The 14,046-nt window shown below is 36.0% G+C and carries 12 protein-coding genes; all 12 read right to left on the reverse strand.

Translation table 11 applies throughout. The features are described 5' to 3' along the window. Positions 1-583: 583 nt before the first annotated feature. Positions 584-796, reverse strand: coding sequence for a hypothetical protein (locus GJV51_07715; protein QGM25865.1), 213 nt, complete (start codon positions 794-796; stop codon positions 584-586). A 184-nt stretch (positions 797-980) separates the two neighbouring features. Further along, complete coding sequence (locus GJV51_07720) at positions 981-4,184, reverse strand: hypothetical protein (protein QGM25866.1); 3,204 nt, start codon at positions 4,182-4,184, stop codon at positions 981-983. Between the two features lie 670 nt (positions 4,185-4,854). Continuing rightward, complete coding sequence (locus tag GJV51_07725; GenBank protein ID QGM25867.1) at positions 4,855-5,199, reverse strand: ASCH domain-containing protein; 345 nt, start codon at positions 5,197-5,199, stop codon at positions 4,855-4,857. A gap of 195 nt (positions 5,200-5,394) precedes the next feature. Continuing rightward, the gene (locus GJV51_07730) at positions 5,395-6,156 is read right to left on the reverse strand and encodes an acetoin reductase (GenBank protein QGM25868.1); all 762 of its coding nucleotides are present in this window, start codon (positions 6,154-6,156) and stop codon (positions 5,395-5,397) included. A gap of 213 nt (positions 6,157-6,369) precedes the next feature. Beyond that, positions 6,370-7,251 carry a type I 3-dehydroquinate dehydratase gene (locus GJV51_07735; GenBank protein QGM25869.1) on the reverse strand — a complete coding sequence of 294 codons (882 nt, stop codon included), beginning with the start codon at positions 7,249-7,251 and terminating at the stop codon, positions 6,370-6,372. Next, positions 7,248-7,802, reverse strand: coding sequence for a hypothetical protein (locus tag GJV51_07740; GenBank protein QGM25870.1), 555 nt, complete (start codon positions 7,800-7,802; stop codon positions 7,248-7,250). Before GJV51_07740 ends, GJV51_07735 begins: the two co-directional genes overlap by 4 nt. 3 nt (positions 7,803-7,805) lie before the next feature. Then, positions 7,806-8,606 (reverse strand): shikimate kinase, encoded by an 801-nt coding sequence (locus tag GJV51_07745; GenBank protein QGM25871.1) that lies wholly within the window; start codon positions 8,604-8,606, stop codon positions 7,806-7,808. Between the two features lie 7 nt (positions 8,607-8,613). Further along, positions 8,614-9,465 carry a prephenate dehydrogenase/arogenate dehydrogenase family protein gene (locus GJV51_07750; GenBank protein ID QGM25872.1) on the reverse strand — a complete coding sequence of 284 codons (852 nt, stop codon included), beginning with the start codon at positions 9,463-9,465 and terminating at the stop codon, positions 8,614-8,616. After that, positions 9,462-10,766, reverse strand: coding sequence for a 3-phosphoshikimate 1-carboxyvinyltransferase (aroA, locus tag GJV51_07755; protein QGM25873.1), 1,305 nt, complete (start codon positions 10,764-10,766; stop codon positions 9,462-9,464). The genes GJV51_07750 and aroA overlap by 4 nt, the downstream gene beginning before the upstream one ends. A gap of 46 nt (positions 10,767-10,812) precedes the next feature. After that, positions 10,813-11,991 (reverse strand): chorismate synthase, encoded by a 1,179-nt coding sequence (aroC, locus tag GJV51_07760; protein QGM25874.1) that lies wholly within the window; start codon positions 11,989-11,991, stop codon positions 10,813-10,815. A 1-nt stretch (position 11,992) separates the two neighbouring features. Continuing rightward, a complete protein-coding gene (aroB, locus tag GJV51_07765; protein ID QGM25875.1) occupies positions 11,993-13,057 on the reverse strand; it encodes a 3-dehydroquinate synthase in 1,065 nt (354 codons plus the stop codon). Beyond that, positions 13,054-14,046: a 3-deoxy-7-phosphoheptulonate synthase gene (gene aroF, locus GJV51_07770; protein QGM25876.1), complete on the reverse strand. Its 993-nt coding sequence runs from the start codon at positions 14,044-14,046 to the stop codon at positions 13,054-13,056. The genes aroB and aroF overlap by 4 nt, the downstream gene beginning before the upstream one ends.

Raw genomic sequence — 14,046 nt, forward strand, 5'->3', positions numbered from 1 at the left:
TAACCAGATAAAGACGAATTAAGTGCTTAAATAACTTTTGAAGCAGTCTAGATTGTCAACGGAAAGTCTAAATTGAGGATCAAAAACAACAATAAATTATTTTTGGTCAGCTTTAGAATGGCAAAACGACAAATGGCACTAAAACAGTCTCTGTAATGAGATTGTAAAGAAATCCGCTATCACAACAGCGACAACGGATTAGCGTAATTAAATTCAATTTTTTTAGTTTATTTGTTACTTTAGGGGTTGACAAATTCAATACCAATTAAAGTTAACATAATATATATTATCAAAAGTAATTATTCAGTGGGCAGATGTCAACGTAATTTTTCTATCTGTAAAGGTTTATTAAAGTTTCTGTTACATTCTGTAATTTGTAATGAGTTTGAAATTCTTATTGAACACACTTAATCAAAACGTTTCTTAACTTATATCATCAATATTAACCTTGACATCTTTATCATTATCAATAAATGCATTGATTTCTTCGGCTAACTTTTGTTCATATTGTACTCGTGTTAGCTTGTTTGACCAACTACCTTGCACAGCTAAGGATATTTTCTTATCCCCTGCTTTTTCTCTTTCACTCATAATATCGTTTAAACGTCCTTTCTAACTGATGATATTCAGTACGCATATACTCACTAGGCGCTTTATAGTTTTCTTCGGTAATAAGCCCAGAAAGTCCCGGGTTTTCTATAAAGAAAGCCATGAGTTCAATATCGGTAGATAACGGTTTCCATTCATTCAGAGATGGTTCTTTTTCAGTACGCATCTCATTTTTTATTTCAGCCATAGGCTACCAACTTCCAATATAAAAAGCACTTAAAAAATACTGAGTAAAAATTAAGTGCATATTTGCTATTCTTTGTTTTGATGAACGTACTTAACCCAGTTCGTTTGTTAACGGACTAAATTCTCATGAACTTTATCTAAAAGTGAAATATTGCCACATTTTAACAGAAAAGTTCCTGTTTGTTTTATATTGTTGGATATTTTGTTAACAGTCGGCTATATAGTCCCTCGTCAAGTTGCGCATGGAGAACTTCAAAAATACCGGTTCGTTCACTTTTTTGACTCTCGGTCAAAACTATGTTGATTATCTCCAAATCTAGTTTCTTAAGTGAAATTCGTTTGCTTTTTATAATTTGAGATAATAACTCAATATACAATTCTTGCAAATCTTCGTTGATCCTATCAAAATTGGCGGGAATGTAACCCAAATTGAAACTAGTATCACTGGCAGATATTATTTTCTGTAAAGATGATGATGATATTAGTTGTTTCAAATTGTTTTGTACAACATCTACTGGACTGTAAAATAGTAAAATCAGTTTTCTAAAATATTTTTCAGATTGTTCTTTGAAAAACATTTCTAACCACTGTTTTTGAAATTTAAAATCATATGATGCATGGAAAATCAATTCAAATATATTTGTACCGTTTAGTTTATCCCAGTCAAAAGAAACTTCTATCAAAGGATCAATTTGCTCCAAAGCAATCACAGCTACATTTTGTTCAATCCAAGTATCATGTACACTAGAATTCAGGATTGATATTACAACTTCTTTAAAAACAACTGTCATATCTATGTTCATTTTATATCGTGAAGAAAATCCCTTAAAGGCAAAAATATTTTTTAATTGCTCATCAGGGAAGTATTCATAGTGACGTCCATACATGAAACTTTTAACGTTTGCAAAAGAAATATCATTAATTTTATCAATAATATCTGAATCTAAAGTATTTATTTTTTTTTCGATTGAAGCAAAAAGATTTAGAAACTTACCAATTGGTGACTGAAAAAATTCTTCGTATGTAAAGTCATCATGAGAAGGCACAACATCTGGGAATTTCTTGACATCGATATTCAACAAAAAATTGCTTGCTTGTTCTACATAATCATCTAAATTTAATAAGTTTTCAAAAAAATCAGCGTCAAGGAAATCAAAAAAACCCATGTTTTTGTTTGCATAATGATCAAAAATCTGTTGAATCATACTTTCACTGGAAGTCAAATTATTTTCTTTATCACCAAATAGATGCCATATATATAGCTTCTTGTATGCAGTGTAGAGTTGCGCCACGTTATTTTGCAGAAGCATGCTTACTATTTCTGCAACTTTCGTGGTTTGTTGTTGTAAAAGTTCTTTAAAAAAATCAATAGTTTCATCAACTTTTTGGAGGAATTCATTTTGAAAAAAAATGTCGTCATTATTGTCTTCAGTAATGAGAATATCCACAATCACTGTTTCATCTAAGGTTAACAATTGTTGTTCATTAACAAGTGCATTTTCTCTTACAAAGCCCGACGACAAGTCAAAAATTCCGTCTACGTAATCTATCTTTTTAATTTCCGGATGTAGTCTCTTTATTTCTTCTTCATTATCTTTATAGAAATCGTTAAATAGTTTCCCGTACATGGGTTCGGAGAAGTCACTAATTTGAATTATTTTAGTTACTACGTTCTCCGGTAATAAATTGTCTTTATACAATAACATAAATAATTTAATAAAGATGGGACTGGAAATTAATTTATCAGGAATACCATCTGTCCAATCAATATCCTCAAAGGTTATTGAATTCTTTAATAGTGCTTGATACAATGCACCAAAGACAGGTCGTTTCACTATCATTTCAGCGGATTCAAATTTTATCATACTTAAATTAGATTGATTATCTTCAAAACAGTCTTCCAGCTTTTTTACAGCTTCATGCACCAAATTATATTTCAAATCACTATTATTGAAAAACAAAGTAGCATCGACATCTTCCGATATCTCGAAAACTAACTTCCATCCTAATATGTTCGGATTTTTTGAAAAAGAAGTATATTCAATATCAGCTTTATCCCCCATCATCATTTCGAACCGATCTCTCGTCTCTTCTTCTAGAGTGAGTTTGCCAATTAGCTCATGAACATCTTCATACCTATATGACATATTATTTCCTAAAACATATTCAATAATTTTGTCTATTCCTTTGGAATTAATGATATTAATATTTGCTAATAAAATACTCCAAACTTGAAACGGAAGTTCCTGATCTTTTTCAGAGAAAATACTGCTAGCTAATAATTGTCGCGCCCTTTGCTTGGCCAAATCAGAAGTTAAATTTAAGTCCCGTAAATATGCTTGTAAAATGTCTTTTTCTGAATGATCAATGATTTCAATAATTGTATCATCTTCTGCACTGACGTCTTTAAACAAATGCCAATTACCAAGTTCACGATTTTCGGCTTCAGGATAAGTGACCCTATTAACATCGTCAACCAATTTTTCGATAAATCCTGCTAATTCTGAAAATTCACTACCGTACCAATAAACCTGAGTATTGTTTGTATGTGAATGGTAATCTTCAATCAAATGCCGAATTGCTTTCTTTCCAGGAACATTAGTCTTTTCAGCTGTAAGAAAAGCAATATTTTTGGTTGTCCCATCAGACAGAAGTGATAGTACCTCGTCTTCTTCCATGCTTGAACCGATAAATATTAACAATAATTCTTTTTCTTTAATCAGCCTACGCAACCTTTCAATATCAGGGTTGTTAGAGTAATAATGTTTTTTATAGGATGACGAAGAACTTATAAAATGTTCAACCTGTCCGCTTGGTGTTCCATGTAAATGAATAACACTGTTTACTGTAATATTATCCGTTAACTCAGCTATGTCTTTTACGGGTACACTTATAGTTTTCATGTCGTCCAGATGTTTTTCAATCTGATTATCGTAATTCGTTGTTAAATAAACTGCGTCTAACTTAGTCAACTGAGTTAACACTGGATTTTGAGATACGATTGGGACTAGTTCGTTAAAATAATAACGCTCAAATTCGACTTTTTTTGTTGCAAACGTTTCTGAATCAAATACATTTTCAAGCAATTGATATAATATATCAACCTTACGCTTGTTTGAAATATGTGACTTCGCCAGTTCTCTGATTGTTTCTACATTTAACATTGATTCTGGATTGGTATTACTATCTCTGAGATGTGACTGCCAATACACCAAAAGATTGTCAATATATTCGTCCCAACTAGGATATCCCTGAATTCTAGAAATACCCGCTCCCACAAAAAAAACTAAACGTCCTTTTTTCATTGCATCAGACATGCTATTAACAATGTTTTGGTATGCATCTTCTGAATTAAAAATATCTGTCGAATCAGTTTTCAAAATATTCAAATTCCATTTCTTTTTTTATAAACTAATTATAGTACATTTATTTTTCAGAATTCATATTTCTTTGTAGAAACTAATTTATGCGTTAGTGTTTTAATTCTGTCATCAAACAGTTTCGCTCAACTATGCTAATTTTGAAAATGCTAAAAAGTCAATCCCGATGCGGTGCATTTTCACGACACTCTTAGGCTCTGCCCTTTTACGAAATGTAATCTAGCACCTTACATCTCTCGACATGTCGTTTTTTGATATTGGAGCAGCAATTGTGACCAATTCAAATGTTCTAGATGTTTATCTCTTACTGGTTACAATCTCCGGATTGAACACATTGCTAAATTAGCGTATACTACAAGTTACAGAAACTTTGTAATATGACTATTTAATATCCGCGGTAGGGAATTAAGACTGTGTCAATCAATATAAAGTTTTCAATGTACAAGAGCCAATTTCAAATTCATCTGCAGATGTTTGTGAAGTTGGTTTTTTTTTGCATTTTTCTTATCTTAATATTTTCTTAACATTCAAAAGCAATATGATTTAAAAAAAGCACTTCGATTGTTACAAACGTGTTTCAACGTCTGCACCAATCTCTATGCTTTTAAGTTTACGCTCTTCGCCTATTATTCATTTCATTTTTTGACTTTTAACCGATTTTTTATTTTCACAGCAGTAACTACCACTTATCACATAACAATATTTCAATAGCTAAAACACCATAATACTTCTCTTGTTCAGGAGTATATATTTTATAAGTGTCATTAACCATTTTTTGGATATCATCCGTTGGATTACTACCAACTATTGCACCGTGAAATCGCTCATACAGATCTGAAAACGTAGTGAATTTGTATAATTGTGTTACACTAACCGTAATTTGATTATCATTCTCTAAATCAGTAAATAAAATTTTATGCCCAATTTTTAAACGTGATCGCTTCTCATCATAGAGTCTTATTTCAATTGTTTTTGTACCTTGCTGTACTAAAACAAATTGATCATGATTTAATCCCATTAACATAATCATTTTCTCCATACTAAAGATTTATTATAAGACACAAAGACTGCTATGTCGACATGTTTTAATATATGACCGATTCTCATATATAAACAGTAACATACTTTTACAAGCTTTTTATTATGATATCAAAAACCGAAACCAATAAAATTTGGTTTCGGTTTTTCAAAATAACCAAAGACTTATAAAAATAACGAATTATACGTAATTAATTCCACCATCAACTAAAATAGACTGACCGGTGATATAATTTGATTTTTCATCAGCCAAAAATGACACTAGGTTGGCAACATCAGCTGGTTCTTCACCACGACCCAATGCAATACCATCAATGTATTCTTGCTTTGTCTCCCCTAATGGGCGGTCGTAAATTTTAGCCATTGCAGCATCAATTTGATCCCACATCGGTGTCAAGACGATACCAGGACAATAAGCATTTACAGTAATTTTATCCTTTGCTAACTCTTTAGCTGCAGCTTGTGTAATACCACGTACCGCAAACTTGGTGGCCGAATAAATACCTAACAACTCAACAGCTTGGTGACCGGCAATAGAACAAGCATTTATAATCTTTCCACCCCTGCCTTGTTTCTTAAATTGCTTAGCAGCAGCTTGAATACCATATATTGTTCCATTGACATTGATATTAAAAATCTTAGTAATTTCATCAGGTTTAGCATCTACAATGGCGGCAATCTGTGCAATGCCTGCATTGTTAACAAAAACATCTAGTTGACCGAAATCATTCACAACGTCATCTACTAACTTGAACATGTCCTCATGACTTGATATATCAACATAGTAACCCTTTGAGTCATTACCAACTTCTTTGGCAACTTTCACCGCATTATCTTTGTTTAAATCAGCAACTGCAACAGTGAATCCATCTGAAGCGAGTTGCTTAACAATACCCTCGCCAATTCCTTGTCCACCACCAGTAACCACTGCAACTTTAACCATGTGAATTTCCTCCTTTTTAATTACAACTACATTATAAACTTGTAAGCCTTTACATTCAAGTTTTCAAATATATTTGTGAATATTACAACATTTATTTCGTAAACAGAAAAAATAATTGCCTAATAAATTAAAGAAAATAAAAAACGCTACCTCCGGAGAGATAGCGGGTAGGTAGATAGATACTACCCAGTTGGTCTTAATTAGTATAGCACTTTATTGCCATGATTGCAATAATTCATTAATTGTTAATTGGCCCGGAGCGCTTTGCTGTGTACCATCAAGTACTGCAAATGTCATTTCTGATCCATATTGATATCCCTCGATGCGGCTTCGTTTACCTATATCACCCATACTCATCGTAATTAGTGGTTGCGAAATATTGACATCCCCAGTTATTTTCAATAGGTAATCAACATCTTTTTCAGATTCAGGCATGACAGCCAGCTTGATAATATCCGCTGAAGTATCAGCCATATCGGTAATCAAAGCTGATAAATTTTTAGGAGTAGATTCAAAATCATGGTATGACAATAATACGGGAACATTAGCTTTATGGGCCGCATCCATAATGCTTTGTCGTAGCGGCTCATCTAATGTATATTCAACATCAACAGCTGCAAACGGAAATCCCGAGTGTAATGCAGTAATAATAAAAGTGGCATACTCAGTGGGACTCATTTCACCATGACCACCCTGTGCAACCGTACGGTACGTTAACAGTACCGGAAAACCACCAATACTATTAAACACCGTACCAGTTAATTCTTTAATAATTTGAACATTTATTTGTGGCCAATTTGTCATGAATTCTTGCTTGGCATTATCGATTTCTGATAACATTTTCGCTTCTGTCATAGCAGAAACGTTTTTTTGTGCCAATTCACTTTGTGCCCCAGCCTTGACTTGTTGCCACATAACCGCTTGACTAAAGTCATCAGCTATGTAATCTGCACGCCACTCGACAATGTCTGGATTTTGTTGTTGTAGTTTTTGTGCGAACGGACTAATTTTATCTGTGGGCCCTAAAGTTAAGGGGACTGCTATGATTGGCTTATCTGTGCTGCTGGGTATGTTTAATAGTTCTCTTAATGTCATAGGACTCTGTAGACGATCCAAACCATTTGAGGCTTTAGCTGTTGCCTAATTTGATATTTTTCGTCTCTACTTTCAGGTAATTTTTTGAATTGATCTTCAGAAACAATTGTAAACCGATTTTGCTCTTTTATAAAGTCCTTTAGTGCAACAATTTTACTTGGTGAAAAAATCACTGAAGGTCCCCAAGCATTATCTAAATTCACAGATGTTAAATATCTTTTCATTAAGCCTTCTGTTGCTGCATGGACTACTGCTATATTTCGCTCAAATTTAGTATTTTCAATCACACTCATCGTCATTAAAGGCAGCGAAAATGTTTTTTCAATTGCTAGTTGTGCCCAATTTAAATAATTAAAGTCGGCCCAATTCAAATCTGGTTCCTGATTAGACTTAAATGCAACTGGTAAAATTATTTTATCTCCTTTATAGTCACCTAAATGTAATAAAACTTCTTCAAAACTATTGTGTAAAACTAAGGTTTCGTCTGTTAAATAATATCGTGCTGCCTGTTCAGAATCTGTACCATTTGGTCCTAATGTGTGAAGTTTCATAAATCACCTATTTAATTGCCTATTTTCTTTGTCAATGGCAGCCTGCATCAAAATGGTCATGATACCATCGATCATCTCATCTGTTATATCTACAGAAGCACTAAAATCTGACTTCAATTCTTTACGTAACTTTAACATACGATCCTGTTGAATCGTCGGTATATCAAATTTTTCTTTATAACGAGCTACCGCTTCAACAATCTGCAAACGCTCCGAAATAATTTTAAAAATTTGACGATCAAATGCATCTATTTGTGAGCGCATTTGTAGTAGTGCTAGTTCATCTTCATTGGCACTAAATAAAGCAATGATTTCAGCTGCAATACGCGCCGGTGTTTTACCAACTGTTTCTACGGTAAAATTGGCAACCTCTTCATACTTTGGATCACGTTCCTGCCACAATGCAAAGAATTCCGCTGTTGATTTTTCTTGAAGTAATGGACGCTGCCCTTCAAGAATTAAGCGCCCAATCGTACTTTCTAAGTTACCATGTAAATAGATAATTGTTGCAGGAGAATGACGCAGAATTTCTAAGTTTTCTGGTCGTTCTACTACACCACCACCCGTGGCAACAATACCATCAAATGTTTGCACATCATTCAAAACCTCGGTTTCTAACTCACGGAAGCCAACTTCGCCACGCTCTTCAAAAATTTCTGCGATTGATTTACCAGCAGCACGTTCGATTTCAGAATCAATATCTACAAACTTTGAATGATGTTGCCGAGCAATCTCTTTACCTACTGTTGTTTTCCCAGCGCCCATAAACCCAATAAGCATTAATGTATCTGGTTCTTTAATCATAATCTTCTCACTTTAACAATAAATTTTTTCTTGATTCTTGTGCTGACGAAATTAAAGCCATCAAAGTTGATGCATCATTATCTTCAATTGCTTGAGAAAATAATTTTAATTGCTCGATCATTAAAGATTGACTAGTTAATATTGCTTCTTTATTACTTAGCAATACATCAGTCCATAACTTTGGATCACTTTCTGCTATACGTGTCATATCTTTGAAGCCACCAGCCACATACTGTCCAAATGTCGTTGAATCGCCTAGCTGATAAGTGGCAGTATTCATTAATGCAAAAGACGTAATATGTGGTATGTCACTGACTACAGCCATCAACTCATCGTGGTCCTCGACTGAAATAGGCATAAATTTAGCTGCAATAGGCTTAAGAATTACCTGTAACTTGTAAGCATTAGAAATTGAACTTGGAATCAAAAAGTACGTTACATCTTGATACAGTTTTTCATTCGCCCATTCAACTCCGCTTCGATGTGTACCAGCCATAGCATGACCACCAACAAACTGAATATTTTTGGGTGTCAGAACTGTTTCCGCCACATCCATAATATCTCGTTTTGTCGATCCTGTATCTGTAACTATCACCTCTTTTTTTAGTGATAGTTTAGATAATAAATGAATTAATTCTTCAATATAAGTTACTGGTGTCGCTAAAATAATAACATCAGCATGAGATGCAACATTTACTAATTTAGAATTTACATCAAAAACAATATCATGATCTTTTGCATAGCTGAGTGATTCTTCATTAATATCAACACCAATTACTTGATTTTGTGGCTCTTTGCTTAAAATTTTGGCTAAAGATGCCCCCATTTCACCAAGACCCACAATAACGATATTTTTCATAACCATCCCCTCTTAATTGAGGACACATCTTCTATAAATCCAGGATACGAAACACTCATAGCTTCTTCACCGGTTAATACTACATCGCCTTCAGTAATGAGAGAAGCAATTACGTTCATCATACCAATACGATGATCCCCATGTGAATCAAGTAACGTTGAACCATTTGATGCGTGTAGGGGCGTCCCACCATGAATGACCATGCCATCTGGTTTCTCATCAATATCAGCACCCAATTTAGTTAACTCTCTAATAACTGTTGAAATTCTGTCCGTTTCCTTTACACGTAATTCCTCTGCACCACTTATAACTGTGTCTCCTACAGCCTGTGTAGCAGCTAGAGCAAGAATAGGCAGTTCATCAACTGCACCAGGAATATCTTCAGCCGTAATTTCAATGCCGTGTAAAGTTTGTGCTTTGACCGTAATATCAGCCAACGGTTCTCCGTCAGATGTAATCGGCTGCTTAGAAATTTTTGCTCCCATTCGTTCGAGTAATTTGATCACACCGTCACGCGTTGGATTGACACCAACTTTTTTAATAGTAATTTCCGAATTCGGTGTAATTAAACCAGCCACCATGAAAAAAGCAGCACTTGAGATATCTGATGGTACTAAAACATGCTGACCACTTAGTTTTGGCTGTTTTTTAACAGTAATTACACCATTATCTGTTTTAATTTGCCCACCAAACTGACGTAGCATACGCTCTGTATGATCTCTTGACGGTAGATCTTCGATAATCGTTGTCTCACCCTCAGCTTGTATGCCAGCCAATAAAATAGCACTTTTGACTTGCGCTGATGCTACCGGCATATGATAAGTAATACCACTTAGCTCAGTATTAGCCTTAATAACAGCTGGTAAAAATTCGTCATTAGATAATTCAAATTGAGCATTCATCATTGACAACGGATCCGTAACACGACGCAATGGCCGTTTACTTAGTGACGCATCACCAAAAATATGCAAATCAAACGGTTGCTTACTTAGCAATCCCATGAGCAGGCGAGTTGAAGTTCCTGAGTTGCCCATATCCAATCCAACAGATGGTGCCTTAAAATTTGTAAGACCTTTACCAATAACTGTCACTTGTGATTCGGTGTGGTTGATTTCCACACCAAGTGCACGAAAAACACCCATAGTATGCATCACATCGTCCGACATCAAGAAATTGTCAATGACTGTTTTCCCTTCAGCTATCGCACCGAACATCAATGCCCGATGTGATATTGACTTGTCACCAGGAACCGTGATTTCTCCATGAAGGCCATTTTTTTCCGCTTTGGTCAATTTAATCATTTCTTTTCATCCTTTGTTCATAATATGTACTATAGCCGAAGCTATATTAAAAATTCCTTATTTCTTCACGATACACTGCCACTTGTTCTTTCATACGTTCAATGTTATCTGCATCAAATTTATCCAAAACAGCTTTGGCTAGTTCAATTGCTACCATTGCTTCAGCAATTACAGCAGCTGCAGTGACCGCAGTAGTATCTGAGCGTTCTATAGAGGCCCGATGGTCTTCGTGTGTATCGATGTCAACTGACTGCATCGGACGATACAAAGTAGGAATAGGCTTAACCACGCCACGAACAACAATTGCTTCTCCTGTCGTCATACCACCTTCAAAACCACCGAGATTATCAGAGCCACGATAAAAACCACGTTTTTCGTCCCAAAAAATTTCGTCCATAACTTGATCGCCATACTTTTCTGCGTTATCAAAACCACCACCAAATTGAACACCTTTGAAGGCATTGATACCAACAATAGCGTTGGCAATTTTAGCATCTAACTTCGTATCGGCTGATACATATGAACCCAATCCAACTGGCATCCCCGTTGCAATAACTTGAACTTGACCGCCTACAGTATTTGCATCACGTTTTGTTTTATCAATTACTTCTTTAATAGCTTCATCAGCTTCTGCGTTTAAAGCACGTGTATCGAAACCTTCTGTCACAACGCGCAACTCTTGCAGGTTCTTATACTTAGTTAATTCATTCAGATCAGACTTAGCGGGCCCAACATTCACAACAAAGCCATGAACGTCAACGCCTATTTCGGCCAATAATTTTTTGGCAACAGCACCGACTGCGACACGCATTGTTGTTTCACGAGCCGAAGATCTTTCCAAAACATTACGTAAATCTTCACGGTGACGGTACTTCATTCCACCAACCAAATCAGCATGTCCTGGACGCGGGCGTAATACCTTACGGAGAGTATTTTCTGCTGTCGCTGGCGCGTTAGGGGCCATAATTTTTGACCAATTATTATGATCATCATTATGAACATTCAAAGTAATTGGTGATCCAAGGGTTGTTTGATGACGAATACCTGTCAGAAAGGTAACGGTATCAGTTTCGATTTTTTGACGTTCGCCACGACCATAACCGCGCTGACGTCGAGCTAATTGCTCATTGACATCCTCTTGACTAATCTGCAATCCCGCAGGAATACCTTCAATAACAGCAATTTCTTCAGGACCATGGCTTTCACCAGCAGTAACATATCTCATATCAATTCTCCACAAATGCCGGCATGTCGGCAATTTTCTTCTTTACAATAATTGGCTGACCCACTTTTTCAAGAGCCACTAAATTCAAAACACCATCATGATTCTTTTTGTCATTAATCAAATGATTAAAAAATTCAGTTGTTCCGATAAACTGCGAATGCGTTGGTAAACCGACGGCCTCTAAACGACTCAATAATTCAGTGGTTAACCCGCTAGGCATTATACCCTGTTTCTCAAATCGGCTGCTAATGGCAATCATGCCAATCGCAACGGCTTCACCATGGCGTAGTTCACCATGGGCCAAAAGCTCAATAGCGTGACCAAAAGTATGACCAAAATTCAAAAACTGGCGGTCTCCTGCTTCTTTTTCATCAGCCATCACTACACTAGCTTTATAAGCAATTGCACGTTTTGATAATTCTTGTGCGTGATGACGTATATCTGCTACCGAGTTAATCTGACCGGTAAAATCAAAAAAGTCTTGATTAGCCAATGCTGATGTTTTAACGACTTCCGCATATCCTTCCACTAAATCGCGGTCAGTCAGCGTATTCAAATATGTAACATCGACTAAGTCTAAATCTGGCTGATAAAAAGAACCAGCAATATTTTTTGTATTACCAAGGTTCACGGCTGTCTTACCACCAACCGACGAGTCAACTTGAGCTGTTAATGACGTTGCAATTTGAATAAAAGCAATGCCACGCATGTACAAAGAAGCGACTACGCCACCTAAATCACCAATTACGCCACCACCTAAGGCGATAACACCGTCACCACGAGTAAATCCAGCAGCTGCCATTTTAGCAATTAATTCACCAGCCACTGACAAAGATTTTGACGACTCTCCAGCAGGAACCTCTAACTCGAGTATATCAAACCCTGCTTCACTTAATTGATTTGCCGTATCCTTTAAATATAATGGCCCAACATTGCTATCTGTTAGTAATGCAATCTTTCGCGCAGACCACACAGCCGATATTTCTTCGCCAAGACGTGTGTGTAAAGTGTTATCAATTTTCACATCATATTTTTTTGTCGCTAAATCAACTGTAATTGTACTCATTTAATGGCCTCGCGCACCTTGTTTGCTTTCTGTGTTAATTGCTTGAATTGTGCCGGTGTTAATGCTTGAGCACCATCAACAAAGGCATGTGATGGATCATCATGTATTTCAGTCATCAAACCTTGAGCACCAGCTGCAATTGCAGCTAAGGCAAGTGGTTCAACAAACTTTGAAACACCAGCTGCATGTGAAGCATCTGCAATGACAGGATAGTGAGTTAACGATTGTAAAACAGGGATAGCTGATACATCAAGCGTATTACGCGTGTATTTATTATCATACGTACGAATACCACGTTCCATCAAAATGATTTGGTCATTCCCGCCAGCAGCAATGTATTCAGCAGCATTGAGCAAATCATCAATAGTTGCTGACATACCACGTTTCAAAACTACTGGTTTGTTTTTCTTACCCAGCGCTTTAAGCAAAGCAAAGTTTTGCATATTACGCGTACCAACTTGGAAAATATCTGTGTAAGAATCTACTAAATCAACGTCTCGTGTATCTAAGATTTCAGTCACCATGTCCATCTCTAATGCATCTGCGGCTGCACGATGAGCTTTTAAGCCTTCTTCGCCATTACCTTGGAATGAATATGGGGATGTGCGTGGTTTGAAAGCCCCACCACGCAGGATAGTTGCCCCTGCCTGCTTAACATCTTCACCCATTTCTTTAACATGTTCTGGGGATTCAATTGAATCAGGGCCGGCCATGAAAACGAAATGACCGCCACCAATGATGCTGTGTTTAGTTTTAATAATTGTATCCTCTGGGTGGAAGTCACGTGATGACTTGATGGCAGAGTGATGACTTGTGATTATCTCAACATTATTTTGTGAAATATTATTCAATACCTCTTCAGGTAAACTTTTCACACCTGCTAAAGCAACTCTATTGCCATGAACAAATACTGGTTTAATAGGGTCTTTGGTATCCAATTGCGCTGCAATTTTTTCTGCTTCTTGACTTGTTTTTGCGATAATAATCAT

Origin of the sequence: Leuconostoc mesenteroides subsp. mesenteroides, from assembly GCA_009676745.1 — a bacterium.
Taxonomy (GTDB): Bacteria; Bacillota; Bacilli; order Lactobacillales; family Lactobacillaceae; genus Leuconostoc; species Leuconostoc koreense.